Genomic DNA, 26,083 nt, shown 5'->3' with positions numbered 1-26,083 from the left:
GCCCGAGTGCCTAGCATGACGCCCATGCTCGAAGCGGAGTCGCGGTCCAACCCGCCGTCCCCCATGTCCGACGTGGCATCGGAACGCCTGGCGGACGCGTCGTGGATCACCCACCCGGCCTGGGATGCGCACGTCCGGGTGGCCCGCGCGACCGCGCTCGACGGCGCCGCCGCCGATCTCGGGCCGGCGTCGATCCCGTCGCCTCCGGCCGGGATCCCTGTGCTCCACCTCGACGTCCCCGTACCCGACGACGCGCAGGAGGTCGCGCTCGACGTGACCGCGTGGGGCACCTACCGCGTGCTGGTCGACGGCCTCGACGCCGATGAGGCCGTGCTCGAACCGGGCTACAGCGACGACCACGTGCGGGTCGCGGTTCGTTCCCTCGACCTCAGCAGTCTGGTGACCGCGGGACGGCTCGCGCTCTCCGTCGAGGTCGGGACGGGTGTGGCGTGGCTGACGACCGCGCCCGGCCGGTACGAGAAGCTCCGGCGCCACGCGCACCCTCCGGCACTGCGGGCCTGTGTCCGGGTGACCGGCCGGGACGGCACCGTGACCGCCTATCCCACGAGCGACGCGTGGTCTGCGACCTTGTCCGCCACGACGCAGACGCACTGGCACGGTGGGGAGACGCATGACGCGCGTCGGATCGGCGATCGTCCCGTCGCGGCTGTCGAGGTGCTCGCCGCGGGGGACGGACCCCGAGTATGGACACGGCACGGCGCACCGGTCACGGTGGCCGAACGCCGGGGGGTTGCGCTCGCGGCCGTCGTCGTGGACTCGAGCGGTCTCCCGGCCGCGGTGCTCGACGCCGGCGTGAACCTTGCCGGGCGCTATGTGCTCGACCTGCCCGCGACCTTCGCCGGGCAGCAGATCACCGTGCGCCCCGCCGAGCTCGTGGCTGAGGACGGCACGGTCGACCAGTCGACGACCGGAGCACCGATCTTCGACCGCGTCGTCGCCGACGGCGGCCCGCTGCGATGGCGCCCTCGGCACGTCTACCACGGCTTCCGGTACCTGCAGATCGAAGGTCTGGACCGCGCACAGCTCGATGTCGTCGCGGGATCGACGCAGGTGGAGGTCCTCCGTGCCGGGGTCGATGCGGTGGGCACGTTCACCTGCGACGATCCCGTCCTCGACCAGCTGCACACGATGATCGACCGAGCGGTGCAGTCGAACATGTACTCGGTGCTGACCGACTGCCCTCACCGGGAGAAGCTCGGCTGGCTCGAACAGCTCGACCTCTGCTTCGACACCCTGACGCGAGGCTACGACGTCGCGGGAATCCTGCGCGATGCGCTGGTCCACGTGCGCGACGCCCAGGAGCCCAGCGGCCTGGTGCCGAGCATCGCGCCCGAGCTGGTGCGGTTCGACCGGTACGGAGTCGACGGCGACCCGACGGCGTTCCGCGACGATCCGTGGTGGGGCGGGGTGCTGGCGGTCGTGCCGTGGAAGCTCTACGAGCTGACGGGCGACGCCTCGGAGGCGCGTGAGTCGTGGGAGGCGATCGGTCGCTTCGTCGAGTACCTGGAGTCCCGGACCGACGGCGACGGGCTCCTCGACCATGGCCTCGGTGACTGGATCGAGGTCGGCGCGGCGACACCACGAGCCCTGGTCGCGTCCTACGGATACCTGCGGGTGCTCGAGTTCGCTGCGGCCGTCGCCGGCATCGTCGGGTCGCCCGACGGCGACGCCCTGGCCGCGCGCGCTGAGCGGGTCCGAGGTGCTGTGCGGTTGCGGTTCCTGGACCCGTCGACGGGCTCGTGGGGCAACGGCTCCCAGGGCAGCTGGGCGATCGCGATCGCGTCGGGCGCCCCCGGCCCGGTGGGATCGCCCGGTCGCGCAGCCGCGCTCGAGGGGCTCCTGGCGGCGCTCGAGCGCACGGGATGGTCGATCACCTTCGGCGAGATCGCTCTGCCGGCCCTGCTCGACTCACTGGTCGAGGTCGGGCGCAGCGACCTCGTGGCGCGGCTCGTCCGGGGCACCGAGGGCCCCGGCTACGGGCATCAGATCGCCTCCGGTGCCACCGCCCTGACCGAGTCCTGGCAAGGTCCGGGGGCCGACGCAGGCGTCGGGTCCCAGAACCACTTCATGCTCGGCCGGATCGACTCCTGGCTCACGGGTCACGTCGCCGGCCTGCGGCAGCGGCCTGGGTGCGTCGGATGGACCGATGTGGTCGTCGATCCGGCGGCGGTCCCCGGCGTGACCAGCGCGAGCACGACGTTCCGCTCGCCGGCCGGGCCGTGGGCGGTCTCCTGGGACGCCGCCGAGCTGACTGTCGACGTGCCCGACGGGGGGCGGGCGCTGGTCGTCCTCGACGGGGACGACGTGCGTGGCTCCCTGCGGGGCGCTGGACCATGCCGTCCCCGGACCGGCTCACACGGGTCTGGAGCTACTGGGCGCGCGATCGGTAGGCGGACGGTGAGAGCCCGTGGGTCCGCGTGAACTGTCGCGAGAAGTAGAGCGGATCGTCGTAGCCGGTGGACTGCGCGACGGCAGACACGGCGAGGTCGGTGCTGTCGAGGAGAGCTCCCGGGCCCGGGCCATCCTCAAGTCGCTCTGGTAGCGCAGCGGGGGGACGCCCACCTGCTGTCGGAACAGGGCGCCGAGCTGCGAGGCGCTGAGGCCCACCATGGCCGCGAGCGACTCGACGGACGTGCGGTGCGGGGTCGTCGCTCGCAGGTGCTCGAGGACGAGCTCCACCGGGCTGAGCGACGGCCCACGAGGTCGCCGACCGGTGGCGATGATCTGCGTGATCGCGTTCCAGGCCGCACCCGCCGCGCGAATCTGGCCCGCGACGGTCGAGGCATCCAGAGCATCGATGACCTGAGAGAGCAGGCTCGCGACCGGTGCCGGATCGCGCAGGTGCGTGACCGGTCCGCCGGCCGACGCATGGGTGGCGCGTACGAGCTCCGCGGCGTCGGTGCCGACGACGTGCATCCACCACAGCGTCCACGGATCCTCGTCCGACGCGGAGTACTCGTGTGCCACCCGGGCGGGCAGCAGGACCGCGTCGCCCTGACGAACGTGGAACAGCCCTTCGGGTGTCCGGCACGTGCCCGTTCCACCCGTGCAGACAAGCAGGATGTGCTGATCGGCCCCACGCGCCCGTGCCCTCCCGTGGCGCGACGCGTGCGGGAAGAAGCCCGCATCCGTCACCATCAGGTGGCTCGTGATCGGTCTGGCCAGGGCCGCACGCACGGTCGGCCCGGGCACGACGAACATGCGCTGCCCGGCGAAGCCCTCGCGAAGAGATGTCGGCGTCACGGCGACCGGTTCGTCCATGAGGTGCATGGAATCCCGGGTCGACGTACTAGGTCAAGTCGACCCATGGACGAGGCGCGTCGGCCCGAGGCGACGATTTCGTCCATTCGCTGAGTCGTCCGACCGCCCTCGAGGCCGTCATCGTTGTCGCGCGAGGCCACTGTCGCGTCTCCAACGAATCGTCCATGTTTGACGTGGATCCGCCCATGTCTGCCGACGCTCCCGGCCGCTTTCATGGAGGGCATCCCTCCAGGCCACTACGACGACGTAGAGAGACAGCCTCGTGACCAAGACACACAACCGCAGGACGCCACGGGCGGCGGCAGCGCTCGTCGTAGCGCTCGTGACGGCGTTGCTCGTCCCACTCCTGGGCATCGCGCCCGCCACCGCCGCGACCGCGTCGGTGCAGGTCGACGACGACGCCGTCACCACGGTCAGGGGTACACCGAACCTCACCTACTACGAGTGCCCGGCAGGCTCGAAGTGGGACCACTACGGCACCGTCAGCTGGGCCCCGGAGGGCTGCTGGTTCGAGATCGCGTTCACAGGGCAGACGGCACAGCTGTACGGGCGGACGCGTTCGGGTCACGGCTCCGGGAAGGTCTTCGTCGACGGCACCCAGGTCGGCACGATCAACTACGGGGCATCCACGAACTCCACCACCCGACTGCTGTTCACCAAGGACGGCTTGGCGGACGCGCCCCACGTCCTGCGGCTCGAGGTCGTCGGCAGTGGCGTCGACCATGCCTACGCGATGTTCACGACGTCCTCCGCGGAAGACGCGCTCACCTGGCAGTACAACGACGTCAAGGATCGCGCGGCGTCGTCCTACACCTCGGGGAAGCGGGCGCCCTTCGCCGACGCGTTGGACACCGCACGTGCGATGGTCGACGGCAGCACCGGCACCCCAGCCGAACGCGAAGCCGCCCGCGCACAGCTGAAGACCGTGTCGGACGCACTGGTCGAGGTAGCCGGACTGCGTCAGCGTCAGCACCTACCAGACCCGCGACCAGACCCAGTACACCGCTGGGACCTGGACGCCGTTCGCCCAGGCGCTCGGTGCAGCCGCGGACGCTCTCGCCGACGACAACGCCACGAAGATCGACGTCGCCTCGGCGAAGACGGGTCTGATGTCGGCCGCAGGCACACTCGCGACGACGTCGCAGGGCAGCTTCGTGCCGGTGAAGAACGACGCGTTCTGGCGCGACACCGACGGCAACCTGATCTACTCCCAGGGGGGCGGCATCTTCCGGTTCGGCGACACCTACTACTGGTACGGCGTCCACTACCGCGGTGCCGAGACGTACGCAGCGAACCCGGCAGGCCGCAACAGCGACACCACGTTCGTGTCCATCCCCGTGTACGCGTCCAAGGACCTGGCGAGCTGGACGTACGAGGGCGACGTCGCGACCGCGAGCACGCCCGTGCACCTGCCCGCCTCCGCCGGTGTCGGATTCTCACAGATGACCACCCTGGCCGACACGGACTGGATGGGTCGTCTCGGAGTCACCTACAACGAGAACACCGGCAAGTTCGTGCTGCTGATCCAGATGAACGAGTCGAAGTTCGCCGACTCCGCCGGCCAGGGGGGTGTGATGTTCCTTCAGGGTGACTCCCCGACCGCGAAGTTCGGGGTCGCCAACATCCAGCGACAGGTCACCAACTCGCCGACCTCGGCGACCGGTGACCAGACGACCTTCACCGACGACGACGGCCGGGACTACCTGGTGTTCTCCAACTCCAACGGACGCGCGAACGCGTTCGTGTCCGAGCTGGCCCCGGCGGACAACCTGTCGATCCTCCCGGCCGTGCAGATCGGTCGCAACGCCGCCGGTCGTGAGGGCAACGCCATGTTCAAGCTGGATGACTCCTACTACATGGCCGCGTCCGACCTGCACGGGTGGAACGCGTCCGTCAGCCACGTCATCAAGTCCCAGACCTCCGACATCCAGGGTGCCTACGGCCCGGAGTTCGACCTGTCGGGAACGGCCGACGACTACAGCCACGTCACCCAGACGGGGTTCTTCGTGACGGTCCATGGCACCCAGCAGGATCTGGTTCTCTTCGCCGGCGACCGCTGGTCCGACTTCGCAGGCAACGGGGTCGGGTACAACCAGTGGATGCCGATCACCAAGACCGGGGACGACCTGCAGCTGCACTCGGTGAGCGACTGGCAGATCAACGCCACGACCGGTGAGTGGAAGGTCGGCGACGGCAACAACTACCTTCTGAATCCCGACGTCGAGGCCGACCGGGTGGCCGTCTCGAACGTGCAGGGGTGGACCTACGCAGGCACGACGTCGGCGATCGCGAACCAGGCGGACAACGCCGGCCGGGTGGGCAACTTCCATCTGGCGTTCACCAGCGCGGCGGACTTCTCGGCGGCCGCATCGCAGGACGTCGCGGTTCCCGACGGGCTCTACACGGTGACGGCTCAGGTCCGCAACGGCATCACCAGCACGACCGCGGCGGCGTCCCTCTACGCGACCGCGGGTGGCGCGACCTCGAGCCTTGACCTGTCGGACCTGGGCGGGAGCTGGGTCAGGTCACGTTGCCGAACGTGCGTGTCACCGGTGGGCAGGTGCAGGTCGGCATCAGCACCGCCGGCGTGCCGGGTGGGCAGTGGCTGGACGTCGACGACCTCACGCTGGTCGTCCAACCGGCCAACGACCCATCGCTCGCCTCACTGACTGTCGCCGGAAACCCCGTCGACCTGGGTTCCGACGTCCTCACGGCCGCCGTCCCCGACGGAACCGTCCTGAGCACCGACCTGGTGCAGGTGGCGACGACCGACCCGCGGGCAGTCGCGCAGGTCTCGACGCAGGATGCGACGGTCGTGGTCGTGGTCACCTCGCCGCTCGGCAGCACGCGCACCTACCGCGTCGCCGTCCAACCCGGAACGTGGGACTCGTCCACGGTCTACAACACCGGCTCGCTGGTCAGCAGTGGTGGCGCCGTGTACTCGGCCCTGTGGTGGACGTCGGGAGAGGTACCCGGACGATCGAGCACGGGCGCATGGCAGGAGATCGCGTCGACGGCTGACGGCACCGCGCTCTGGACGGCGTCCCGGGTCTTCGAGGCCGGAGAGGTCGCAGCCTTCCAGGGCGTCACATACACGGCGCAGTGGTGGACGCGGAACCAGCAACCAGGCGACCCGAACGGGCCCTGGAAGCAGGTGCTGAACCCGAACGCACCCGGGCCGTGGTCTGGGAGCACCGTCTACACAGCCGGCGACAGGGTCACGTACGACGGCGCGACGTATGAGGCGCAGTGGTGGACCTCCGCTCAGGCGCCCGGCGCGCCATGGGGGCCGTGGAAGGCGTGAGCTGACAGGGCGCGAGCGGCCCTCGAACTCTTGAGCGCACCTTGAGGTGAGCCAGAGCCCGGGCTGAGGTCGGCACGGTGGAATCGCCGAGAGCGCGGGACCTGCCCGCACCAGGACGTGGGAGCCGACATGTTCGTCTCGACGAAGAAGATGGCGGCCGTCGCGGCGGCCGCGGTGGCGATCGGCCTGTCGGTCGCCGCGGGTGCCGCAGCCTCCGACGGCCACCCGGACCAGGCCGCCGCCGCCTCGAAGTCGGCGGAGGCGCGTCCCGACCGCGCCGACCGGCCGACGAAGGACGACGGTCCCGCCGAGAGCGACGGTGCAGACCTGTTGACCCAGCCCGCGGCGGTGAGCGCGCTGGCCGCGGCGCTGGGCGTCTCGCAGGATGCGGCTCGGGCCGCGCTGGTCGAGCTCGTCGCACAGTCGGAGGCGGGCGGCGGTCTCACCCCGAGCAGCGCCGCGTTCGGTGCCGTCGCCGAGGGGCTCGGGGTGAAGCTCCGCCGAGCTGGTCGCGGGCATCGACGCGATGAAGTCCGTCGGGTGATCCGTCGTCCGGGGGTGCGTGCCGCAGAATCGACCTCGTGCTGATCCTGGTGGCCGAGGACGACCCCGATGTCGCGGCGTCGCTCCAGCACGCGCTGGCTCGTGACGGGCACCGCGTGCTGGCGGCGCCCGACGGTCCGTCAGCGATCGCCCTGATGGTGGAGCACCCGGATCTCCTGGTGCTCGACGTCCTGATGCCTGGGATGGACGGGCTGGACGTCTGCCGGCGCGTGCGGGCGGGTGGCGACCAGACGCCGATCCTCATGCTCACCGCACGCGACCTGGTGGAGGACCGTGTGGCCGGCCTGGACGCCGGGGCCGACGACTACCTGGTCAAGCCCTTCGCGCTCGACGAGCTGCGCGCGCGGGTCCGGGCGTTGCTGAGGCGTCGCGGCGGCGGGGGAGAGGTCCTCGCGCTGGGCGATCTGAGCCTGGACCTGGGATCGGCGACCGTGAGCCGTGGCGGCCGTGCCGTGGCGCTGACCCGCACGGAGTACGCCCTGCTCGAGCTCTTCCTGCGGAGGCCGGGCCGCGTCCTGTCGGCGGATCAGATCATCGAGAACGTGTGGGGGTACGACGCCTACACCGGTCGCCAGACGCTGTGGGTCCACCTCAGCAGCCTGCGCGGCAAGCTCGAGTCCGCGGGGGAACCGCGCGTGCTGCACACCGTGCGAGGGCTGGGCTACGTGCTGCGCGAGGCGTCGTGAACCTCCGGACCCGGCTCGGCATGCTGTCCGGGGCCGCTGCAGGCGTCAGTGCGCTGGTCGTGTCGGGCGCGCTGCTGGTCGCCGACGCGAGAGCGGTCGTCCCGCGGGCCGACACGCACCTGGTCGCTGCCGCCGCGCAGGCCGACCAGCTGGCGCGATCGATCAAGAGCCGGCCCGACGCCGATGCGCAGCCCGAGGTGCTGGACGAACCGCTGACCATCGGGGACGTGACGTTGCAGCTGATCTCGACGCCGGGCGCGGTCGGCGACGCGACGATCGCCGGGCCACTGACCGGAGCCGACGTGGACGTCGCGCGTCGCCAGCAGCCGTCGGCACCGTCGTGGCGCACCGTGGACGGCGAGCGGTATCGCGTCTACCTGTCGCCGTTCGGTTCCTCGAGCGGACTCGTGGTGGCCGTCTGGCCGCGGGCGACCGGCTCCGCCGCGCAGCGCGAGCTCGCGTTGCGTCTGTTCGCCTTCGTCCTGGTCACCGCGTTGATCGCCGGTCTGCTCGGGCGCCTGATCGCGGGCCGCGCGTTGGCTCCCGTCGCGCGACTGACGCGCACCGCGGAGCGCATCACCAGCACCGGCGACCTCGCACGCCGGATCGAGGTCACCGAGCCGGACGAGGTCGGCCGGCTCACGACGACGATCAACTCGATGCTCGCGAGCCTCGAGCAGTCCGTCAGCGCGCAACGTCAGTCGTCGCCGACGCGTCGCACGAGCTGCGGACCCCGTTGACGAGCCTGCGCATCAACCTCGACCTGCTCGCCGAGGCGCCCGCACTGAGCGACCCGAACGCCCCTCATCTCGTGGCGCACGCCCGCCGGCAGGTCGACCAGCCGACGAGCCGTCGCCGATCTCGTCGCGCTCGCTCGCTACGGCCAGTCGGCTGCACCCCGACACCCCGTACGTCTGGACGACATCGCCCTCGCGGTCGCCGCCCGCCACGCCGACCGCCCCGACACGCGGCCGATCGAGCTCGACGTGCAGGCGGCCGTGGTCGACGGCGACGAGGAGGCGTTGCACCGTGCGGTGTCGAACCTCGTGGACAACGCGATCGCGTGGAGCCCGCCGGACGCCGTCGTCACCGTCCGCGTCCGCGACGGACGCGTCGACGTCATCGACCGGGGGCCGGGCATCGACGCCGACGACGTGCCGCACGTGTTCGAACGGTTCTACCGCTCGCCGGCCGCGCGCTCGAAGCCGGGGTCCGGACTCGGGCTCGCCATCGTTCACCAGGTGGCGACGCAGCACGGGGGGAGCGTCGAGGTCGCGTCCTCCCCGGCCGGGTCCACGCTGACCATGCGCATCCCCCCGGTCCGCCCGGCGCCGGACGGGGACAAGACCCCGGGGGCCTGATTCACCAGCGTGGAGGGATCCATGCGGACGCGGCGCCCTGCGCGCGTCAGCACGTCCCGCCCGACCAGGTCACCGCCACCGGCGAACCGACGTCCGCGGGACCCGAGCCGCTCGTGACGATGTCGAGCGTCGCGCCTGTGCCGATCGGGCCGGCTCCGAGGGTGAACCGAAGCCCGCCGTCGACCTTCACGAGCGCGATGTCGCAGGCGGCGGTGCCGTCGCCCGAGGTCGCCCGCGACTGGCCCCCGTCCTGCGCGAAGCTGGGCACGTAGGTGACATCGGCGCGCACTCCCTTGACCGCGAGCGCCTGTTCCAGTCCATGGGCATCCGCCAGGTCGTGCACGGTGACGACGACGTCACCGTTGGCCTGCGACTCGACGGCGTACGCGGGGCTCGGTCCGAAGACGGAGGCCCCGACGATGCCGACGACCGCGGCGGCGGCACCCGCGGCGGCGAGCCCACCCCAGGCAAGGCGGGCGACCGTCTGGCGACGGCGATCGGGCCGGTGCGCGGCCACGTGCTGTCGCAGCTCGGTGAGCAGGGACTGCTCGAAGGTGTCGAGACTCATCGAGGACCTCCAGGGTGCGTGGTCTGAGCTGTGACTGGACCCGGGCGCGACTGCGGTGGAGCCGGACCCGTGCGGTGCCCGGCGCCACTCCGAGCACCGCGGCGGCTTCGACGACCGAGAGTCCGTCGAGCGCGATCAGTTCCATGAGGGCCCGGTCGCGTGGGGGGAGGGACGCCAGCGCGTCGTAGAGCTCACGGGCCTCGCGCTCGGCGTCGATCCGTTCCTCGATGCGGGACAGCGAGTCAGGGTCGAGCAGCCGCCGGCCCGAGATGCGGCGCAGGACGGCACGGTCCCGTGACTGGTGGCGGAACTCGGTCGAGAGGACGTGGCGGGCGACGCCCACGAGCCAGGCGGCAGGCGCGCCGCGATCGGGGCGGTAGGAGGAGGCGGAGTCGACCGCCGCAAGGAAGACCTCGGCGGTCAGGTCCGCCGCGAGGTGCGGATCAGCGACCCTGCGTGCGACGAACCGCTGCACCGTCTCCAGGTGCTCGCGGTAGAACACCTCGAAGGCGTCGGGGTCGGTCGCGATCGAACCGACGTCTGGATGCGCGGGAGTGGTCATGACTCTTCTTGGTCGCCCGGGGCTTCAACGTTACATCCGGCCCGCCGGCGGGCCCGCCCACTCCTCCGGTCGCAGGTACCGCCACGACGAGACCACGAGCACCACCGTCGACGCCACCACGGCCGTGGCGACCGGCCCCAGCCACGGCACCGGGATGAGGAAGAACACGTCGGTGTCCGCCAGGCTCGCCGGCCATCCCGTCAGCACCCGCAGGAAGAGGTAGTAGGTGAGGTCCCAGACGGCGAACGCGACGAAGAACGCAGCCACACCGTGCCAGAAGCGGCGCCCCGCCAGCACCGCGACCCCGGCGAGCATGAGGATCGTCGCGACCTCTCGCGCCGTCTCTGCACGGGCCAGGTCCGACCGGATGAGCAACGTGTGGACCGGATCGACGAACCTGATCACCACCAGGTCCAGGTAGACCCGTCGCACGGGCGCGTCGTAGACGAGCTGCGAGCCCAACGCGAGGCGGAGGTAGTGGACCACCGCGGCCTCGACGTAGCCGAACCCGGTCGCGAAGGCGACCACGGCGCCGTAGCGCAGCCAGCGAACCCGCGACGTGCTCGTCGTCCCCATCCGCGCATCGTGCCCTGCCGTGCGTGGCGGGGGAACCTGACGCACGAGAGGCGCGACGTCACGACGTCACCTGCGTGCGGTCGACGCGTCCTGTCCGCGGGACGCGGGCATCAGTGCGGTGCGGGGCCCGACGAGTCGCGGACGACGAGGTGGGTCGGCAGCTCGACGGGTGCGCCCGTACGAGGGTTCACCGGGTCGAGTGCGGCGAGCAGCAGGTCCGCCGCGTGGTGGCCGGCCTTCTCCATCGGCGCGACGACCGTCGTCAGGGCGGGCCGTACGAGATCGGCCCCGAACACGTCGTCGCACCCGACGACGCTCAGGCCTGACCGGGAACGTCGACGCCCCGGGATGCGAGCCGTTCGAGGATGCCGAAAGCGAGCAGGTCGTTGAACGCGAGGACGCCCGTGGCGCCCGACGCGATCGTGGCGTCCGCGGCCGCGGCGCCGGCCTCACGCTGCGGAGCGTAGGGCCCGAGCCCGACGACCTCGACGCCGAGCCGCGCGGAGGCGGCGGCGAGCGCGGAGCGCCGGTGCCCGTCCGACCACGAGGTGCGGGGACCGCCGGCGTAGGCGATGCGACGGTGCCCGAGCGACGCGAGGTGCTCCAGGCCCTGCACGGCACCGCCGGGCGTGTCGATCGTGACGCTGGGCGCGTCGATGTCGGGCGAGCTCCGGTTGATCGTGACCAGGAGGATCTCGCGCGACCACTGGGCGAGGCTCTCGTCGTCGAGGCGGGAGGCGGCGAGGATCATGCCGTCGACCGATCGGCGCAGCGAGCGCAGCGCGCGCTCCTCGGCCTCCACCGACTCCTCGGTGTCGACCAGGACGTGCACGTACCCGCCCTCCCGCAGCCGCGCCTGCGTCCCGCGGACGATGCCGAAGAAGAACGGGTTCGCGATGTCCGGGACGACGAGCGCGACGGTCCCGGTGCGGCCCGACGACAGCGCGCGGCCGGCGGCGCTCACGGAATACCCGAGGTGCCGTGCCGCGGCGAGCACCCGGTCGGCGGTGACCGGGCTGACCCTGCCGGGCTTGGTGAGCGCACGGGATGCCGTGGAGATCGCGACGCCGCTGAGCTCCGCGACGTCGCGAAGCGTCGGGGCGCGCTCGGCCATGACCACTCCTGCCACATCGACCTGCTGGACGGCCTCATCCTGCACGTCCGGGGCATGTTTTGGCAACTCTTGGCAATCGATTGCCTGATCCCGCCCGAGCGTCTAGCCTCGGTGGCACGACACCGCGGCGAGGATGCCGCACGCAAGGGAGTGAACCGCACGTGAGCGAGACCAGAACCAGGCCCCATCCCGACCTGACCGGAGCGTCCGTCGCCGGGGGCGTGACGGCCGCAGCCGGTACGGCTGTCGTCCGCGCCGAGGTGCTCGTCACGAGCCCCGACCGCAACTTCGTCACGTTGCGCCTGACGACTGCCGACGGGGTCGTCGGCCTCGGTGACGCCACGCTCAACGGGCGCGAGGCGCCGTCGCGAGCTACCTGCAGGACCATGTCGTCCCGCTGCTGCTCGGCCGCGACGCACACCGCATCGAGGACACCTGGCAGTTCCTGTACCGCTCGGCGTACTGGCGCCGCGGCCCGGTGACCATGGCCGCGATCGCGGCGGTCGACGTCGCGTTGTGGGACATCAAGGCGAGGCTCGCCGGGATGCCTCTCTATCAGCTGCTCGGCGGGGCGAGCCGCAACGGGATCATGGCCTACGGCCACGCGAGCGGTCGCGACCTGCCCGAGCTGTTCGACTCCATCCGCCACCACCTGGAGGCTCGGCTTCCGCTCGATCCGCGTGCAGACCGCGATCCCCGGGATCGAGAAGGTCTACGGCATCGCCGCCCAGGGGACGAGCACGGGCGACCGGTACGACTACGAGCCTGCCCAGCGCGTCGCGCTGCCGCCCGAGGAGGACTGGGACACCCGCGCGTACCTGCGGCACGTCCCGACCGTCTTCGAGGCGGTCCGCAACGAGTTCGGCCCCGAGTTCCCGCTGCTGCACGACGGGCACCACCGCATGACACCGATCCAGGCCGCCCGGCTCGGCAAGGACCTCGAGCCGTACGACCTGTTCTGGCTCGAGGACTGCACCCCCGCCGAGGACCAGGAGGCGCTGCGCCTCGTCCGGCACCACACGACGACGCCTCTGGCGATCGGCGAGGTCTTCAACACCGTCTGGGACTACCAGACGCTGATCCGCGAGCAGCTCATCGACTACGTGCGCTCGGCGGTGACGCACACGGGCGGGATCACGGCGCTGCGCAAGATCCTCGACTTCGCCGCCCAGTACCAGGTGAAGTCCGGCATCCACGGTCCGACCGACATCTCCCCGGTCGGCATGGCCGCCGCGCTGCACCTCGATCTGGCGATCCACAACTTCGGCATCCAGGAGTACATGCAGCACGGGCCGCTGACCAACGAGGTGTTCCGGCAGAGCTTCACGTTCACCGACGGCTACCTGCATCCGGGTGACGAGCCGGGCCTGGGCGTCTCCTACGACGACGCCGCCGCGCAGCGATACCCGTACCAGCAGGCCTACCTGCCGTTCAACCGGCTCAAGGACGGCACCGTCCATGACTGGTGACGCTCACCCGATGTGGCTGCCCGACGCGGCGTTCCGCGCCGTCGGGTCGCGCCGCGTGCTCCTCGCCGCAGGCACCGAGGACGTCGTCGTCGACACCGTCCGTGACGAGCTGCGGCGCGCGACCACCCGGTGGGGCGGCCGGTTCGACGAGGGCGCGACGTCCGCCGGGCACGATCTCCTGCTGACGGTCGACGTGGGGCTCGAGGAAGGCGAGTACGTCGTCGATCGCGCCGACGGCGCCACGCGGGTCGCCGCGGGCTCCTCGGCCGCGCTGCTCCACGGCCTGCACCACGTCGTGCGTGGCGGCGAGGACGCTTTCGACGGCCCGGACGGCGTCGAGCGGCAGCGGCCGGCTCAGCGCATCCGCATGCTCGACCACTGGGACAACGTCGACGTGCACGACGCGATGGGCCAGGTCGAGCGCGGGTACTCGGGCGGTTCGATCTTCTACGACGCCGGATGCCTGCGCGACGACCTGTCGCGCGCCCAGGAGTACGCCCGGCTGCTCGGCTCGGTCGGGATCAACGCGGTCGGCCTCAACAACGTCAACGTGCACCGCACCGAGGCGCGCCTGCTCACGGACCGCCTGCCGGACGTGGTCCGCCTCGCCGAGGTGTTCCGCCCGCACGGCATCCGGGTCTACCTGTCGGTGAGCTTCGCGGCGCCGATGACGCTCGGCGGTCTGCCGTCGTCCGACCCCCTCGACCCCACTGTCCAGGCGTGGTGGTCGGCCCGCGCGGCGGATGTCTACCGGGCCGTCCCGGACTTCGGCGGCTTCGTCGTCAAGGCCGACTCGGAGGGCCAGCCGGGCCCGTTCGTGTACGGGCGTGACCACGCCGACGGCGCGAACATGCTCGCCCGTGCGCTGGCTCCGTTCGGCGGGAAGGTGTTCTGGCGCGCGTTCGTCTACAACCACACGCAGGACTGGCGCGACCGCTCGACGGACCGCGCACGAGCCGCGCACGAGCACTTCGCACCGCTCGACGGCAGGTTCGACGCCAACGTGGTCGTGCAGGTCAAGTACGGCCCGATGGACTTCCAGACGCGTGAGCCGGTCTCGCCCGTGATCGCCGCGATGGGCCGGACCCGGCTGGCGCTCGAAGCCAGGTGACGCAGGAGTACACAGGCCAGCAGCAGCACGCGGTGTGGCTCGGCCCGCAGTGGGCGCAGATCCTCTCGTTCCGGCTGCTGGGGCCGGGCGGCCCGACGGTCGCCGAGATCGCGGGGGGACTGGTCGCCGTGTCGAACGTCGGCTCCGACGAGTTCTGGACGGGGCATCCGCTGGCCCAGGCCAACCTCTACACGTTCGCGCGCCTCGCGTGGGCCCCGGACGCCGACGTGGCGGCGATCCTCGACGAGTGGATCGGCCTCACGTTCTCAGGCCCGGACGGTACTCCCGTCGATCCTGTCGTCCGCGACTCGCTGCACGCGATCCTCGACGACTCGTGGCGCACCTACGAGCAGTACACGGCGCCGCTGGGCGTCGGCTTCATGGTCCGGCCGGGTCACCACTACGGGCCCGACGTCAACGGCTACGAGTACACGCCGTGGGGGACGTACCACTTCGCGGACCGCGACGGCGTGGGCGTCGACCGCACGCGCGCGACGGGCACGGGCTACACGGGCCAGTATCCGGGGCCGTGGTCGGACCTGTACGAGTCGCTGGACACCGTGCCCGACGAAGCCCTGCTGTTCTTCCACCACGTGCCGTACCGGCACGTGCTGCACGACGGCACGACGGTGATCCAGCACATCTACGACACGCACTTCGCCGGTGCCGCGCGCACCGAGGACTTCGCGAAGACCTGGACCGCGGTCGAGGGGCGCGTCCCCGAGGCGCTCTACGCGCGCGTCGCCGACCGGCTGGCCGAACAGGTCCGCTGCGCGCACGAGTGGCGCGACCAGGTCAACACCTACTTCCGGCGCTCGTCTGGTGTGCCGGACGGTCGCGGGCGCCGGATCTTCTGACGCTCGCACGGCTGACGTGGTACCCGCCGCCGCGGGAACCCCACATGGGGGCGGCGGGTGCTACGTCGGTGCACGCCGGATCAGTTCGTCGTGAACCGGTCGGTCGCGTCGGCGATCACGGGCTGCGCGTTCCGGACCAGCAGCAGCACGAGCAGGGATGCCAGCAGGACCACGAGCCAGTCGCTGGTCAGCACGGCCAGGCCCCCGGCGACGACGAGCAGCGCGAGCACCCCGAGCCCCGCGACCGGCTTCGCTGCGAGGTAGTACGCCGCCAGACGCGCGACGTCGCGGGTGCGGAACGCGAACACGGCGGACAGCACGAGCGCGTTGCCGGCCCACGTCAGCAGCGCGACACCGAGGACGAGCGCGGCCGTCGCGAACACCCCTCCGGCGTGCACGGCGTTCACCGCGAGGATCGCGAGCACGACGAGCGTCGGCACCCACCACCGCAGCACGTCGAGCCAGTTGAGCCGGTACCCGCGCAGGAAGTGGCGCGCGGGCGTCAGGTCACGACCGGTTCGACCCTGCGCGAGGAAGTCGCGCCACGCGAACACGGCGGCCGCGAGCGACGGGCCGACCGGCAGCAGGCACAGCATGACGAGAGGCACGTTCGAGGCGGAGCCGCCCAGGAACAGCAGTCCGACGAGTCCCGGCAGGGACGTGAGCACGACGAGGGCCTCGATCACCAGCACCCAGTACACAGTTGCCGACCACCGCGACAGCGGCCCGGGACCGACCTCCGAGTACCGCTCCTCGTCGCGGGTCACGGCACTCATCGTCCCTCCGTACCGCGCACGAGTCGCGCGGCGCGGCCTGCGCCGGGAGCCTCGGCGACGAGCCGGTCGTCGTCGGCGCCGAGCAGCCGCCGGTCGTCGAGGCCGTCGTGCACCGTCGACCTCACAGGCCGCACCTCGACGAACGTGACCTCGTGGCGGGCGAGCGTGAGGTCGAGGTCGACGCGGCCGTCGACGACGGGCAGCGCGGCGTGCGAGACGGCGGGCCGCGCGAGGTCGCGCAGCAGGTCGAGCTCGCGCTCGGTGGGCGACATCGGACGGCCGAGCTCGCGCCACGCGGCGAACGCGTTGCCGTCCTGGTCGTTGACGCGCTCCCGCGTCACGAACGCCGTCCCCTGACCGGCCACCGGCAGCGAGAGCCGGACCTCGTGGCTCGACGCGGCCGCATCGCCCTGCGTGCCGCGGACCGGCTGCCACGCGAGCACCGTCACCCGGCCGTCGTCGTCCGCGCAGACCAGGTGGTCCTCCCCGCGCGCGAGCACCTGCGCACCCATGCGGGCCATGAACGCGTAGAGGTGGAACGTCGGCTTGGGCACCTGCCGGTGCGTCAGCAGGCCGAAGCCGCCGTGGAACAGCGACGTCGGGACGTCCTGCTCCTCGAAGACGTCGCAGAACGTCCAGTAGGAGAAGGAGTCGACGAGGTCGCCGCCGCCCGCGAGCACGGGCGCGAGGTAAGCCGCGTTGTAGGCGGTGTCGTGGATCGGGTTGTCCGGGCGGTAGCTCGTGTTGAACTCCGTGATGTGCACCGGCAGTCCCGCCAGACCCGTGCCCGCGAGCTCGCGCCGCGGCGCGTCGAACTGGTCGAGCAGAGCCTGCGGGGTCAGGAGCGTCTGGTACACCCCGAACGGGATGTGCTGCGCGGGACCCGTCGAGTAGGCGTGCCGGCTGACGAAGTCGATCGGGACGTCCCGGCTCGCGACGAACTCCGCGAACGGAGCGAACCACTCGTCGGCACCGGGGGAGATCGCCGGACCGCCCACCTGCAGCGACGCGTCGACGTCCTTGACCGCACGCGCCGTCTCCTCGTACAGCCGGAAGTACTCGGCCTGGTCGGCGCCCTGCCAGAAGTCGACGAGGTTCGGTTCGTTCCACACCTCGACCGGCCAGGACGCCACCTCGGCGAGCCCGTACCGCTCGATCGAGTGCCGCAGGAACGCCTGCACGAGGTCGGTCCACTCGCGGTAGTCGCGCGGCGGCGTGACGTTGCCCTTCCACCAGAAGACGGTCTGGTCGCCGGACGCCAGCGCGCTCGGCATGAAGCCGAGCTCGACGAACGGCTTGATCCCCAGGCCGAGGAACGCGTCGTGCACCTGGTCGACGTAGGAGAAGGCGTACCGCGTGACACCCTGCGACTGGCGCAGCACCCCCATGTCGTCGCTGAGCAGGCCGTGCCCGCGGATGTGCCGGAACCCGATCGCGCGCTGGGTCAGCGCGAGGGAGTCGCGGTAGTCCGAGCGCAGCGCGAGGTTCAGGCGGCCGGTGCCCACACAGGCGCGCCACGCCTCGGGCATCGGACCGATCGGCTGGGCGGGGACGACGACGCGGCTCATGTTTCTCCAGACGTGGGGACGGACGGTCGGGCGGGTCGGACGGCTCAGGGGCGCAGCACGAGCACCTGGGCGGGCGCCAGGGTGAGCAGATCGCCGCGGCGCACGACGAGCCCGGTGAGTGCGTCCGTGCCCGCGACCTGCGCGAGCTCACCGTGGCAGGGGTCGTGCCGTGGTTCAGCACGAACTGGATCCGCTCGCCGGTCGGGCTCACACGCTCGGTGATCTCGAGGCCCTCGACGTCGGCATGGGGGCCGAGCAGCCCGTGCTGCTCGAGCACCGAGGTCATGATGCTCGCCACGGCGGCGTCGTCGAGCGAGGTGGCGACGTACCAGGCATCGCCCGAGCCGCGGACGGCTCGCGTGACGGCCGCGGTCCCCGCGTAGAAGTCCCCGGTGTACCGCCCGACCGCGGACGCGTCGTCGGGCACGAGCACCTCGAAGACGTGGCGCCCGTCGTGCAGGGTCGTCCGGCCGTCGAGCACGAGCTCGACGGGGTTCGCGACCTCGGGTGGCTGCGCGTCGGTCTCCTCGACCCGCAGCCCGAGCAGGCCGTCGAGCACGCCGTGGCCGAGGAACGCGTTGTCGTCCTCGTCGACCCGCCCGGACAGGAAGCTCGTGACGAGCGAGCCGCCGCGGCGCACGAACGCGTCGAGCCGAGCAGCGAGGTCGCCCTTGACCATGTGCAGCGCGGGTGCGATCACGACGTCGTACGCGTCGAGACGCGTGGTCACCGGGACGACGTCGACGGGCGCGTTCGCCGCCCACACCGCCCGGTAGTACGTGCTGAGCACGTCGACGTAGCGCACGTTGCGGTTCGGCCCGTCGGACAGCTCGAGCGCCCACCAGGAGTCCCAGTCGAGCAGCAGCGCCACACGCGCGGGTGTGCGCGCACCGATCGTCGCGTCGCCGAGCCGGGCCAGGTCCGCGCCGAGGGAGGCGACCTCCCGGAAGGCGCGCGTGTCGGTGCGACCCGAGTGGTCCAGCACGGCGCCGTGGTACTTCTCGCAGGCGCCGCGCGACTGGCGCATCTGGAAGTAGAGCGTCGCGTCCGCGCCGTGGGCGACGGACTGCCACGTCCGCAGGGCGAGGACACCCGGGCGCTGGACGGGGTTCACGTCGCGGCTCGCGGTCACGGACGGCGTCTGCTCCATCACCCAGAACGGCTCGCCGGCGCGCAGGCCGCGCATCGCGTCGTGGGTGAGCGCCATGCGGGCGGCCGTGCGGAGCGGGGTGTCGTGCGGCGGGTAGTTGTCCCACGAGACCAGGTCGAGGTGCTGCGCCCAGCGGTGGTAGTCGACGGGCTGGTAGAGGCCCATGAAGTTCGTGGTGACGGGCGTGTCTGCGACGTGCTCCCGGATGGCCGCCTTCTCCGCCACGAACCCACCGAGCAGCGCGTCCGACATGAATCGACGGTAGTCGAGCGTGATGCCCTGGAACGCGGTGTGGTCCGGCCCGCGCCAGTGCTCGGACAGCGCGGTGGGCGGCACGATCTGGTCGAACGACGTGAAGACGTGCGACCAGAACAGCGTGTTCCAGGCGTCGTTCAGCCGCTCGAGCGTGGTGTACCGGGCGCGCAGCCACTCCCGGAATGCCTCCGCGCACGCGTCGCAGTAGCAGGCGCCCCCGTACTCGTTGCCCACGTGCCACGCCACGATCGCCGGGTTGTCGCTGTACCGGGCGGCCAGCCTGCCGGCCAGCTCGACCGAGAGCCGGCGGAATTCGGGCGACGACGGGCAGTGGTTGTGCCGCTGGCCGTAGAGGTGCCGGCGACCCTCGAAGTCGACCCGGCACGCGCCGGGGTAGCCCTGGGCCAGCCAGGGCGGCATCGCCCCGGACGGCGTCGCCATCACGATCCGGCGGCCCTCCGCGGTCGCCCGCCCGACGATGGCGTCGAGCAGCGCGAAGTCGTACGTGCCCTCCGCCGGCTGCAGGTGTGCCCAGGCGAAGACGCCGAGCGTCAGCGTCGTCACGCCCGCCTCGTCGAACGCCGCGTAGTCGGCGTCCCAGATCTCGCGCGGCCACTGCTCAGGGTTGTAGTCGCCGCCGTAGTGGATCGTCATGCTTCTTCTCGCATCGTGTCGTCCGGTCGTTGGTGCAGTCGAGCCGGTGTGGGCCGGCCGGCCCCGCGCCCGGAGGGGACGCGGGGCCGGCCGTTGGTGCGCCGAGGTCAGGACCTCACTTCGCGCCGGTCAGGGTGTCGTTGAACGTCTGGACGTACTGGTCGACGTTCAGACCCTTGAGCTCGGTCATCCAGCTGCCCCACTCCGACATCGGGCGCTTGCCCGAGATGAAGGCCGCGGTGTTCTGCGTGACCGAGTCGTTCAGCGCCGTCTGCCAGAGCGTGATCTGCTCCTGCTGGTCGGCCGACAAGGGCGCGGCCGGCGGGAGCGGAGCTCCTTCTTCGAGGACATCGCCTGGACGAACGCGTTCGACTCGTCCGAGTTCATGCCCTTGATGACGTCGTCCGCCGAACCGTTCGCCAGCATGAAGACGCCGTTGCTGAAGCCGAAGTCGGCGTTGAGCTTCTTCGTGCCGGTCGGGTTGACACCGTTCCAGTCGACGTCGGCCGCGAGGGTGCGGGTGCCGCTGGCGTCCTTGTCGAACGTCGTGCCCGCGACGCCCCACTTGGCGAACTCGAGGCCCTCGTCGGAGAAGTACAGCCAGTCGGCGAACTGCAGCGTCGCGAGGAAGTTCGGCTGCGACGCCGCCTTCGCCGAGATCATGAAGCCGGACGCGACGCGACCGCCCGCGGCGACATTGTCACCGCCGGGACCCGACGGCACACGGATGAGGTGCACCGTGGCGTCGGTGTTTCCGGCCTGCGTGAACGCCGTGCGGTAGGAGGTGACCTCCTGGGTGTTGCCGGCGATCGACAGCGACTGGCCCGTGCCGAACTTCTGCTTGGCCTGGTCGTCGGACTGGGTCACCGACTCCGGGTCCAGCAGACCCTTCGAGACGAGGTCGGCGAAGTACTGGACGAGCTGCTTGTAGCCCGGGGTCGTCGGCGCGTACTCGAACTTCTTGCCGGCCGTGTCGTACCAGAGGCCGTTGCCGAAGCCCCAGCCGGCGACCGTGTTGAAGTTCGGGGCCGCCGTCTGCAGCGTCGCGCCGAGCGGGACGTTGTTCTGCGTCGACCAGCGGTCCGACATCGGCCAGACGCCCGGGTTCTTGTCCTTCAGGATCTGGAGGTCCTTCTCCAGGTCCGCATACGACTTCGGGTCGGTGGTGATGCCCGACTTCGCCCACACGTCCTGACGGATCGCGATCGAGTACTGCGGCTGAGGTGACTGGTAGAGGCCCGGCAGCATGTAGTACTTGCCGTCGCTCTGCTTGAGGTTGTCGATGTAGTCCGTCAGGCCCCAGTCCTTGACCTTCTGCTCGAAATTCGGCATGTACTGCACGTAGTCGCTGATGGGCAGCAGCGCGCCTCCCGACACGAACTGCGTCTCCTGGCCGGGGTACGTCACCGGGATGAGCTCCGGTGCGTCGCCCGCGGAGATGATGAGCGACTTCTTGGCGTCCCAGTCGGACAGCGGGGCGCTGGTGATGTCGAACGAGATGTTCTGGTTGGACGTCAGCTGCTGGAAGATCAGCCAGTCCTTCTTGAGCGGGTAGTTGGGGTGGTCGCGGTACAGGAGGCTGACCGTCGTCGGCGTGGTCGCCTTGAACGTCTCGCCGGCCTTGAAGTCCTTCATCGCGCCGACCTGCTGCGCGTCGGGGATGGTGACGCCCGTGCCGGTCGACGACGGGCTGCTGCTGGCGGCCCCGTCGTCACCGGACGAGCACGCGGCGGTCAGTGTCAGCGCCAGGACGGCGACTGTCGCGACCGCCCCCACCCGCTTCTTGTTCGAACTCATGATTCTCCTTCCGAAAGGGGACAACGTCGTCTTGCTCTGGATGGGAAAAGGGCATGCGGAATGCACCGGAGTGCTCCCCGGACCGCCGTTATTGCTTGACCGCGCCGAGCATCACGCCCGACACGAAGTACCTCTGGATGAACGGATAGAGGCAGACGATGGGCAGGATCGTGAGCAGCATCGTCACGGCCTGCACGTTGGCGGCGACCTGCGTGATGGCGTCGCCGGCGCCCTCGACCTGGGATGCGCCGGCGATGAGGTTGCGCAGGTAGACCGTCACCGGGTAGCGCTGGGGGTCGTCCATGTAGAGGTACGCGGTGAACCAGGAGTTCCAGAACGCGACCGCGTAGAAGAGCACCATCGTGGCGATGACGGCCTTCGACAGCGGCAGGACGATGCGGAAGAACATCCCGTACGTGCTCACGCCGTCGATCGACGCCGCCTCCTCGAGCTTCCGAGGGGAGGTTCTCGAAGAACGACTTCATGACCAGCAGGTTGAACACGCTGATCGCGTTCGGGATCACGATCGCCCAGATCGAGTTCCGCATGTGCAGGTGGCTGATCAGGACGTAGTTCGGGATCAGGCCACCGTTGAAGAACATCGTCAGCACCGCGATGCCGACGAAGAACGTGCGCCCCTTGAGCCGTGGCTTGGACAGCGCGTACGCGTACGTCGTCGTCAGCGTCAGTGCGATGAGCGTGGCGACCGTCGTGTACACCACCGTGTTGCGGTAGTTCAGCCAGAACATCGGGTCGCCCAGCACGACGTGGAACGTCGTGAGGTTGAAGCCGCGCGGGACGACGTTCACCTGGCCGGTGGTGATGTAGCCCTCGCTGCTGAACGCCTGGGCGACGATGTTGACGAACGGGTAGATCACGACCGCGCTGAGCAGGATCAACAGGACGGCGTTCACCACCAGGAACACCCGACGGCTTCGGCCGTCGCGCAGACCGCGCGGCTTGGTCGTCGCCGGCAGCCGGGTCGTCCTCGAGACGAGGTCCGCCTCGATGATGTCGGGTCCGTGCACGTCCGGCTCGTCGGCCGGGCGCTCCTTGGACAGGTTCGTCACCACAGGCTCGCCCCCACAACCTTCTTCGAGATCTGGTTCGCGGTCAGGATCATGGCGAGCCCGATGATCGCCTCGAAGAGGCCGATGGCCGTCGCGTACGAGACGCTGTTCGAGACGATGCCGACGCGGTAGAGGTAGGTCGAGATGACGTCCGCGGTCGAGTAGATGAGGGGGTTGTAGAGAAGCAGGATCTTCTCGAACCCGACCGCCATGAACGTGCCGATGTTGAGGATGAGCAGCACGACCATCGTCGGCCGGATGCCCGGGAGCGTGATGTGCCACGTCTGCCGCCAGCGGCCGGCGCCGTCGATGCGAGCGGCCTCGTAGAGCTGCTCGTCCACCGTGGTCAGGGCGGCGAGGTAGAGGATCGTGCCCCAGCCGACCGTCTGCCACACCTCGGAGGACAGGTAGATCGGCCGGAACCACTCGGGCTGCTGCATGAAGGTGATGTGCGTGCCGCCGAGGTGCGTGATGATCTGGTTGATCGTCCCGTTCACGGAGGTGAGCTGGAAGATGACGCCGGCGACGATGACGATCGACATGAAGTGCGGCAGGTAGGTGACCGTCTGCACCACGCGCTTGAACTTGGTCGAGCGCACCTCGTTGAGCATGAGAGCGAGCACGATCGGCAGCGGGAACACCACGATCAGCGTCAGCACGCCGAGGATCACGGTGTTGGTGAACACGTGCCAGAACTGCTGGTCGTGGATGAACTGCTTCACGTAGTGCAGGCCCACCCACTCGTCGCCGAACATGCTTCCGCCCGGGTGGTACCGCCGGAACGCGACGACGTTCCCGAGGATCGGGATGTACCGGAAGATCAGCAGGAAGATCAGCGGCAGCACCAGGAACGAGTAGAGCCGCCAGTCACGGCGCAGCTCCTGGCGCCACGTGCGCCTGGGCGAGCCGGCCCGTGCGGGGCGCTTCACCTTGGGTGGCGGGCTTGTCGTGACCTCGGTTGCGGTCATGCGGTTGATCACCTCTCTCACGTCGTCGTGAGTCGTGGACCCGAGACGGTCCCCGCGCCTGGACGCGGACCACAGATCGGGTGTTTCGAGCCCGTCCGCACATCCGGAGGAATAGGATGGCGAACGGTTGCCACGTATGTTGCCATAGGACCTCGCGAATGTGCACGCTCGCTATGCAAATCGTTATCGAAACTTTCGAGGTCCGCGTGGTGTGCGTGGATCACCAGTCCTGCTCAGCCCCCGTCTCACCCTCCAGGAGCATCGCCGTGGCCTTGTTCGACCTCCCGCTGGACCAGCTCGAGCGCTACTCGCCCGACGTGCCGGAACCCGCGGACCTCGACGCGTTCTGGGCGGACACCCTGGCCGCGGCTCGCCTGCACGCCCCCGTCGTCGCGCTCGAGCGCGTCCCGACCGGCCTCGCGCTCGTCGACACGTGGGACCTCACGTTCTCGGGCTTCGACGGCCACCCGGTACGGGCCTGGTACAGCCGGCCCCTGGGGACGGCCGGGGGCGATCTCCCGGTCGTCGTCGAGCTCGTCGGCTACGGCCGCGGGCGCGGCCTCCCGCACGAGCGGCTCCTGTGGTCCGCCGCGGGCTACGCGCACCTCCTCGTCGACTCCCGCGGCCAGGGCAGCCAGTACGGCAACGGTGGCGACACCCCCGACCCCGTGCCGAGCCGGCCGGCGGTCCCCGGGTTCGTGACCCGTGGCATCGGCGACCCGGCGACCTACTACTACCGCCGGCTCATCACCGACGCGGTGCGCGCCGTCGACGCCGTGCGCGCGCTCGACGGTGTCGACGCGGCGGGCATCGTCACCACCGGGAACAGTCAGGGCGGCGGCATGGCGCTCGCCGTGGCGGGCCTCGTGCCCGACCTGGCCGCGACGATGCCGCACGTGCCGTTCCTGTGCCACGTGCATCGCGCGCTCGGCCTCACGGACGCCGACCCGTACGGCGAGATCGTCCGGTACCTCGCGGTGCAGCGGGGGGCCGTCGCCGACGTGCTGCGCACGCTGTCGTACGTGGACGGGGTGGGGTTCGCCCGGCGGGCGCGGGCGAAGGCGCTGTTCGGTGTCGGGCTGCGCGACACGGTGTGCCCGCCGTCGACCGTGTTCGCCGCCTACAACGCCTACGCGGGGGACCGGTCGATCGAGGTGTACCCCTACAACCACCACGAGGGCGGTGACGCCTTCCACACCCGGCGTCAGGTCGAGTGGCTCGCGGACGCGGTGCCGACGCCGCTGGCCGCGCGCGCCTGACCGGCACGGACGGGTCAGCGGTCGACGCGGGCGCCCCCGCCCGAGGCGAGCTTGAGCACCTCGGAGCGCGTCGCCATCGACGTGTCGCCGGGGGTCGTCATCGCCAGCGCGCCGTGCGCCGCGCCGTACTCCACGGCGGTCGCGAGGTCGTCACCCGCGAGGAGGCCGTAGGCGAGGCCCGACGCGAACGAGTCGCCGCCGCCCACACGGTCGAGGATCTCGAGGCCCGGGCGGTGCGACGCACGGACCAGACCCGTGCCGGGCGACCAGGCGATCGCGCCCCAGTCGTTGACCGTCGCCGTGCGCACCGTGCGCAGCGTCGTCGCGACGACTCGAAGGTTCGGGTACGCGGCGGCGACGGAGTCGATCATCCGCGCGAACGCGCCGACGTCGAGGTCCGTGAGGGACTCGTCGACGCCCTCGACCGCGAAGCCGAGCGCGGCGGTGAAGTCCTCCTCGTTCCCGATCATCACGTCGACGTGCGGCGCGATCGACCGGTTGACCTCCTGCGCCCGCCCCTGCCCGCCCACCGACCTCCACAGGCTCGGGCGATAGTTGAGGTCGTACGACACGACGGTGCCGTGCCGGCGAGCTGCCTGGACGGCGGCGAGCGCGGTCGCGGCGGCGGTCTCGGAGAGCGCGGCGTAGATACCGCCGGTGTGGAACCAGCGCACGCCCAGGTCGCCGAACAGGTGGTCCCAGTCGACGCCCGTGAGCTGGGACGCGGCCGTGTGCCCGCGGTCGGACACCCCCAGCGCACCGCGCACGCCGAAGCCGCGCTCCGTGAAGTTGAGCCCGTTGCGCGTCGCGTGCCCGACACCGTCGTAGGGGAGCCAGCGCACGTGCGACGCGTCGACCCCGCCCGCCAGGACCAGCCCTTCGATCAGGTGGCCGACCTCGTTGTCCGCGAGGGCCGTGACGACTGCCGTGCGCAGCCCGAACGTGCGGGCCAGGCCGCGGGCGACGTTGTACTCGCCGCCGCCCTCCCACGCCGTGAACGAGCGCGCCGTGCGGATCCGGCCCTCGCCCGGATCGAGGCGCAGCATGACCTCGCCGAGGCTCACCGCGTCGTAGCGGCACTCGTCGGCGGGTCGTAGCTCGAGGGTCGTCGTCATGTCGTCTCCTGCGATCG

The 26,083-nt window shown here is 70.8% G+C and carries 22 protein-coding genes and 5 pseudogenes; 12 read left to right on the top strand and 15 right to left on the bottom strand.

What is annotated here, in order from left to right; all coding sequences use genetic code 11:
• Positions 1 to 24: 24 nt before the first annotated feature.
• Positions 25 to 2,442, top strand: coding sequence for a family 78 glycoside hydrolase catalytic domain (locus AC38ZX_RS14370; protein ID WP_491294956.1), 2,418 nt, complete (start codon positions 25 to 27; stop codon positions 2,440 to 2,442).
• Here AC38ZX_RS14370 and AC38ZX_RS14365 read toward each other — a convergent pair.
• On the bottom strand, positions 2,390 to 2,500 hold the full coding sequence (locus tag AC38ZX_RS14365; protein ID WP_491297434.1) for a helix-turn-helix domain-containing protein: 111 nt from the start codon (positions 2,498 to 2,500) through the stop codon (positions 2,390 to 2,392). The genes AC38ZX_RS14370 and AC38ZX_RS14365 overlap by 53 nt on opposite strands.
• Before the next feature lie 338 nt (positions 2,501 to 2,838).
• Positions 2,839 to 3,159: pseudogene (locus AC38ZX_RS14360) on the bottom strand (AraC family ligand binding domain-containing protein); the annotation flags it as partial.
• Between the two features lie 1,232 nt (positions 3,160 to 4,391).
• Between AC38ZX_RS14360 and AC38ZX_RS14355 the strand changes: the two are divergent.
• From AC38ZX_RS14355 to AC38ZX_RS14330, 6 genes are all read left to right on the top strand, one after another.
• On the top strand, positions 4,392 to 5,951 hold the full coding sequence (locus AC38ZX_RS14355) for a family 43 glycosylhydrolase (RefSeq protein WP_491294955.1): 1,560 nt from the start codon (positions 4,392 to 4,394) through the stop codon (positions 5,949 to 5,951).
• Positions 5,843 to 6,586 carry a carbohydrate-binding protein gene (locus AC38ZX_RS14350; RefSeq protein WP_491294954.1) on the top strand — a complete coding sequence of 248 codons (744 nt, stop codon included), beginning with the start codon at positions 5,843 to 5,845 and terminating at the stop codon, positions 6,584 to 6,586. The genes AC38ZX_RS14355 and AC38ZX_RS14350 overlap by 109 nt, the downstream gene beginning before the upstream one ends.
• A gap of 129 nt (positions 6,587 to 6,715) precedes the next feature.
• The gene (locus AC38ZX_RS14345) at positions 6,716 to 7,174 is read left to right on the top strand and encodes a hypothetical protein (protein ID WP_491294953.1); all 459 of its coding nucleotides are present in this window, start codon (positions 6,716 to 6,718) and stop codon (positions 7,172 to 7,174) included.
• On the top strand, positions 7,168 to 7,836 hold the full coding sequence (locus tag AC38ZX_RS14340; RefSeq protein WP_426592568.1) for a response regulator transcription factor: 669 nt from the start codon (positions 7,168 to 7,170) through the stop codon (positions 7,834 to 7,836). Before AC38ZX_RS14345 ends, AC38ZX_RS14340 begins: the two co-directional genes overlap by 7 nt.
• The gene (locus tag AC38ZX_RS14335) at positions 7,833 to 8,576 is read left to right on the top strand and encodes a HAMP domain-containing protein (protein WP_491294952.1); all 744 of its coding nucleotides are present in this window, start codon (positions 7,833 to 7,835) and stop codon (positions 8,574 to 8,576) included. Before AC38ZX_RS14340 ends, AC38ZX_RS14335 begins: the two co-directional genes overlap by 4 nt.
• Before the next feature lie 246 nt (positions 8,577 to 8,822).
• Positions 8,823 to 9,197 carry a sensor histidine kinase gene (locus AC38ZX_RS14330; protein ID WP_491294951.1) on the top strand — a complete coding sequence of 125 codons (375 nt, stop codon included), beginning with the start codon at positions 8,823 to 8,825 and terminating at the stop codon, positions 9,195 to 9,197.
• A 46-nt stretch (positions 9,198 to 9,243) separates the two neighbouring features.
• Here AC38ZX_RS14330 and AC38ZX_RS14325 read toward each other — a convergent pair whose 3' ends face one another.
• From AC38ZX_RS14325 to AC38ZX_RS14305, 5 genes and pseudogenes are all read right to left on the bottom strand, one after another.
• Complete coding sequence (locus AC38ZX_RS14325) at positions 9,244 to 9,765, bottom strand: hypothetical protein (RefSeq protein ID WP_426592566.1); 522 nt, start codon at positions 9,763 to 9,765, stop codon at positions 9,244 to 9,246.
• 82 nt (positions 9,766 to 9,847) lie between these two features.
• A pseudogene (locus AC38ZX_RS14320) lies at positions 9,848 to 10,327 on the bottom strand (RNA polymerase sigma factor); the annotation flags it as partial.
• A gap of 30 nt (positions 10,328 to 10,357) precedes the next feature.
• The gene (locus AC38ZX_RS14315) at positions 10,358 to 10,903 is read right to left on the bottom strand and encodes a hypothetical protein (protein WP_426592564.1); all 546 of its coding nucleotides are present in this window, start codon (positions 10,901 to 10,903) and stop codon (positions 10,358 to 10,360) included.
• A gap of 110 nt (positions 10,904 to 11,013) precedes the next feature.
• Positions 11,014 to 11,199 carry a substrate-binding domain-containing protein gene (locus tag AC38ZX_RS14310; protein WP_491294950.1) on the bottom strand — a complete coding sequence of 62 codons (186 nt, stop codon included), beginning with the start codon at positions 11,197 to 11,199 and terminating at the stop codon, positions 11,014 to 11,016.
• 20 nt (positions 11,200 to 11,219) lie between these two features.
• Positions 11,220 to 12,017: a LacI family DNA-binding transcriptional regulator gene (locus AC38ZX_RS14305; protein WP_491294949.1), complete on the bottom strand. Its 798-nt coding sequence runs from the start codon at positions 12,015 to 12,017 to the stop codon at positions 11,220 to 11,222.
• Positions 12,018 to 12,238: 221 nt separating this feature from the next.
• Here AC38ZX_RS14305 and manD point away from each other — a divergent pair.
• The 3 genes and pseudogenes from manD to AC38ZX_RS14290 all read left to right on the top strand — a co-directional run bounded on the left by manD (position 12,239) and on the right by AC38ZX_RS14290 (position 15,454).
• A pseudogene (gene manD, locus AC38ZX_RS14300) lies at positions 12,239 to 13,486 on the top strand (D-mannonate dehydratase ManD).
• A gap of 10 nt (positions 13,487 to 13,496) precedes the next feature.
• Complete coding sequence (locus AC38ZX_RS14295; protein ID WP_491294948.1) at positions 13,497 to 14,597, top strand: hypothetical protein; 1,101 nt, start codon at positions 13,497 to 13,499, stop codon at positions 14,595 to 14,597.
• Positions 14,594 to 15,454, top strand: a complete 861-nt coding sequence (locus AC38ZX_RS14290; protein ID WP_491294947.1) for a hypothetical protein — start codon at positions 14,594 to 14,596, stop codon at positions 15,452 to 15,454. The genes AC38ZX_RS14295 and AC38ZX_RS14290 overlap by 4 nt, the downstream gene beginning before the upstream one ends.
• A gap of 80 nt (positions 15,455 to 15,534) precedes the next feature.
• Here the strand turns inward: AC38ZX_RS14290 and AC38ZX_RS14285 are convergent, their stop codons facing one another.
• Both AC38ZX_RS14285 and AC38ZX_RS14280 read right to left on the bottom strand, forming a co-directional pair.
• Complete coding sequence (locus tag AC38ZX_RS14285) at positions 15,535 to 16,230, bottom strand: DUF624 domain-containing protein (RefSeq protein ID WP_491297540.1); 696 nt, start codon at positions 16,228 to 16,230, stop codon at positions 15,535 to 15,537.
• Positions 16,227 to 17,798, bottom strand: a complete 1,572-nt coding sequence (locus tag AC38ZX_RS14280; protein ID WP_491294946.1) for a GH39 family glycosyl hydrolase — start codon at positions 17,796 to 17,798, stop codon at positions 16,227 to 16,229. Before AC38ZX_RS14280 ends, AC38ZX_RS14285 begins: the two co-directional genes overlap by 4 nt.
• Before the next feature lie 152 nt (positions 17,799 to 17,950).
• On the opposite strand from AC38ZX_RS14280, the gene AC38ZX_RS14275 reads away from it, so the two are divergent.
• Complete coding sequence (locus AC38ZX_RS14275) at positions 17,951 to 18,181, top strand: hypothetical protein (RefSeq protein WP_491294945.1); 231 nt, start codon at positions 17,951 to 17,953, stop codon at positions 18,179 to 18,181.
• On the opposite strand, the pseudogene AC38ZX_RS14270 reads toward AC38ZX_RS14275, so the two are convergent.
• The 5 genes and pseudogenes from AC38ZX_RS14270 to AC38ZX_RS14250 form a co-directional block, all read right to left on the bottom strand.
• Positions 18,115 to 19,857, bottom strand: a pseudogene (locus AC38ZX_RS14270) (beta-galactosidase); the annotation flags it as partial. The gene AC38ZX_RS14275 and the pseudogene AC38ZX_RS14270 overlap by 67 nt on opposite strands.
• Before the next feature lie 115 nt (positions 19,858 to 19,972).
• Positions 19,973 to 20,167, bottom strand: coding sequence for a hypothetical protein (locus AC38ZX_RS14265; protein WP_491294944.1), 195 nt, complete (start codon positions 20,165 to 20,167; stop codon positions 19,973 to 19,975).
• A complete protein-coding gene (locus AC38ZX_RS14260; protein ID WP_491294943.1) occupies positions 20,119 to 21,654 on the bottom strand; it encodes a type 2 periplasmic-binding domain-containing protein in 1,536 nt (511 codons plus the stop codon). The genes AC38ZX_RS14265 and AC38ZX_RS14260 overlap by 49 nt, the downstream gene beginning before the upstream one ends.
• 88 nt (positions 21,655 to 21,742) lie before the next feature.
• Positions 21,743 to 22,604 (bottom strand): annotated as a pseudogene (locus AC38ZX_RS14255) (carbohydrate ABC transporter permease).
• Positions 22,605 to 22,720: 116 nt separating this feature from the next.
• A complete protein-coding gene (locus tag AC38ZX_RS14250) occupies positions 22,721 to 23,692 on the bottom strand; it encodes an ABC transporter permease (RefSeq protein WP_491294942.1) in 972 nt (323 codons plus the stop codon).
• A gap of 266 nt (positions 23,693 to 23,958) precedes the next feature.
• Here AC38ZX_RS14250 and AC38ZX_RS14245 point away from each other — a divergent pair, with 266 nt between their 5' ends.
• Positions 23,959 to 24,951, top strand: a complete 993-nt coding sequence (locus AC38ZX_RS14245) for an acetylxylan esterase (RefSeq protein ID WP_491294941.1) — start codon at positions 23,959 to 23,961, stop codon at positions 24,949 to 24,951.
• Between the two features lie 14 nt (positions 24,952 to 24,965).
• On the opposite strand, the gene AC38ZX_RS14240 is transcribed toward AC38ZX_RS14245, so the two are convergent.
• Positions 24,966 to 26,066, bottom strand: coding sequence for a PfkB family carbohydrate kinase (locus AC38ZX_RS14240; RefSeq protein ID WP_491294940.1), 1,101 nt, complete (start codon positions 26,064 to 26,066; stop codon positions 24,966 to 24,968).
• Between the last annotated feature and the right edge of the window lie 17 nt (positions 26,067 to 26,083).

It is taken from the genome of Cellulomonas sp. McL0606 (genome assembly GCF_058248365.1).
The sequence above is the reverse complement of the archived record's forward strand: the minus strand, read 5'-3'. Positions and strand labels throughout refer to the sequence as shown.

Bases quoted from the DNA above. Each gene is read 5' to 3' on its own strand.
- AC38ZX_RS14260 (WP_491294943.1), bottom strand. From the start codon at position 21,654: ATGAGTTCGAACAAGAAGCGGGTGGGGGCGGTCGCGACAGTCGCCGTC.
- AC38ZX_RS14285 (WP_491297540.1), bottom strand. From the start codon at position 16,230: ATGAGTGCCGTGACCCGCGACGAGGAGCGGTACTCGGAGGTCGGTCCC.
- AC38ZX_RS14315 (WP_426592564.1), bottom strand. From the start codon at position 10,903: ATGGGGACGACGAGCACGTCGCGGGTTCGCTGGCTGCGCTACGGCGCC.
- AC38ZX_RS14240 (WP_491294940.1), bottom strand. From the start codon at position 26,066: ATGACGACGACCCTCGAGCTACGACCCGCCGACGAGTGCCGCTACGAC.
- AC38ZX_RS14370 (WP_491294956.1), top strand. From the start codon at position 25: ATGCTCGAAGCGGAGTCGCGGTCCAACCCGCCGTCCCCCATGTCCGAC.
- AC38ZX_RS14280 (WP_491294946.1), bottom strand. From the start codon at position 17,798: ATGAGCCGCGTCGTCGTCCCCGCCCAGCCGATCGGTCCGATGCCCGAG.
- AC38ZX_RS14295 (WP_491294948.1), top strand. From the start codon at position 13,497: ATGTGGCTGCCCGACGCGGCGTTCCGCGCCGTCGGGTCGCGCCGCGTG.
- AC38ZX_RS14345 (WP_491294953.1), top strand. From the start codon at position 6,716: ATGTTCGTCTCGACGAAGAAGATGGCGGCCGTCGCGGCGGCCGCGGTG.
- AC38ZX_RS14250 (WP_491294942.1), bottom strand. From the start codon at position 23,692: ATGACCGCAACCGAGGTCACGACAAGCCCGCCACCCAAGGTGAAGCGC.
- AC38ZX_RS14325 (WP_426592566.1), bottom strand. From the start codon at position 9,765: ATGAGTCTCGACACCTTCGAGCAGTCCCTGCTCACCGAGCTGCGACAG.
- AC38ZX_RS14305 (WP_491294949.1), bottom strand. From the start codon at position 12,017: ATGGCCGAGCGCGCCCCGACGCTTCGCGACGTCGCGGAGCTCAGCGGC.
- AC38ZX_RS14355 (WP_491294955.1), top strand. From the start codon at position 4,392: ATGTCGGCCGCAGGCACACTCGCGACGACGTCGCAGGGCAGCTTCGTG.